Source organism: Rhodopseudomonas sp. B29 (assembly GCF_000333455.1).
Classification (GTDB): Bacteria; Pseudomonadota; Alphaproteobacteria; order Rhizobiales; family Xanthobacteraceae; genus Rhodopseudomonas.
Genome location: NZ_BADD01000548.1, coordinates 1 through 1,478, shown reverse-complemented (window position 1 = coordinate 1,478; position 1,478 = coordinate 1). Strand labels below are relative to the sequence as shown.

Here is a 1,478-nt window from a genome sequence, read left to right as displayed (position 1 = left end):
CGACCGAAAAGCCGAACACCGCACAGGCGACCAGCAGCAGCACCGGATCTCGGGCCACGATCAGCAGTGCCAGCGCCGCGGCCTGGCTTGCGAAGGACAGCGCCGAGACCAGGCGCTGATTGAGCCGGTCGATCACCGTCGAGATCACCACCCGTCCGACCACCGCCATGGCGGTGAGCAGCGACATCGCGGCCGCGGCGCGTTCGCGCCCGATCAGCGGATCGAGATAAGCGATCAGATGCACGATGACGCCGACCTGCGCAAACAGCACCAGCGCGAACGCGATGGTGACGACGAGGAATGCCGGATCGAGCAAAGCGAAGCGGCGGATCGCGCCCGACGTCATCGGCTGCGCCTTAGATGAGGCGTGGTGCGGCCCCGCGTGGTCGGGCGGTGTTCCGACGAACACCGCCACGAGCGGCATCAGCAGCAGCACGCCCGCCGCGGCGGCAATCGACGTCGCCCCGGCAAAGCCGAAATGTCCGATTGCGGCGACCAGCAGCGGCACGCCGGCGATGCCGCCGAAGCTGGCACCGTTGAGCGCCAGACTGATCGCCATGCCGCGACGGCGGTCGAACCACAGGCCGAGCGTGTTGGTGATGGCGCCGAGGCTGGTGCCGGCCCAGCCGACCGCGAACAGCGCGTCGATGGCGTAAAGCTGCCACGGCGCGGTGATCCGCCCGAGCAGCACCGTGCCAGTCGCCATAGCGGCAATGCCGCCCAGCAGGCACAGCCGCGCGCCGATACGGCGGATGACGTCGCCGACGAAAGCGACCAGCAGCGCGCCACCGAGATAGAAAATCGTGGTGGCCGTCGCGATCAGCGACGACGGCCAGCCGTGCTGCCGCTGCAGCTCGGCCAAGTACACGCTCTGTCCGTAAAAGCCGAGCCCCCAGCCGAACGTCGCCACCGCGAAGCAGACCGCGACGATGCGCCAGCCCGGATAGGCGAACGATGCCTCGTCATCTTGCGGCACGCTCACCATCGGCAGCGACCAGCGCGCGGCGGCATCGTCGTCTCCTCTGCGTCCGCCGTTCGTGCGGCGGGGCTTAGTTATTACTTCGCGCTCAGGCCCCGTGGTCGGCCAATTCGACCGCTTCCTCGGCGAGACGCTTCTTCGACTTGGCCCAGCCGGTGATCGCCAGCACGATCAAGCCGAGCAGCACCGGCGGAAACACCGCCATGTTGACCATCGACCAGCCGTAGTTCGCCAAAAGTTGCCCCGACGAGAACGAGCCGATCGCCATGAAGCCGAACACGACGAAATCGTTGAAGGCCTGCACCTTGTTCTTTTCGTTCGGCTGATGCGTTTCCAGCACCAGCGCGGACGCGCCGACGAACGCCAGGTTCCAGCCGACACCGAGCACGAACAGCGTCGCCCAGAAATGCGGCGCCGTGATACCGAGGAGGCCGATCGAAGCGCCAAGCGCTTCCAGGATCAGTCCCGCCGCCACCACCCGCGGTGCGCCGAACTTGAT

At 67.3% G+C, this 1,478-nt stretch carries 2 protein-coding genes; both read right to left on the bottom strand.

Annotated features, from left to right (window positions below):
- A partial coding sequence (locus I5M_RS19390) for an MFS transporter (RefSeq protein ID WP_022722913.1) occupies positions 1-985 on the bottom strand: 985 nt, incomplete at its 3' end.
- An 82-nt stretch (positions 986-1,067) separates the two neighbouring features.
- Positions 1,068-1,478: MFS transporter (locus tag I5M_RS19385; RefSeq protein WP_031337085.1), on the bottom strand; the 411-nt coding region annotated here is incomplete at its 5' end.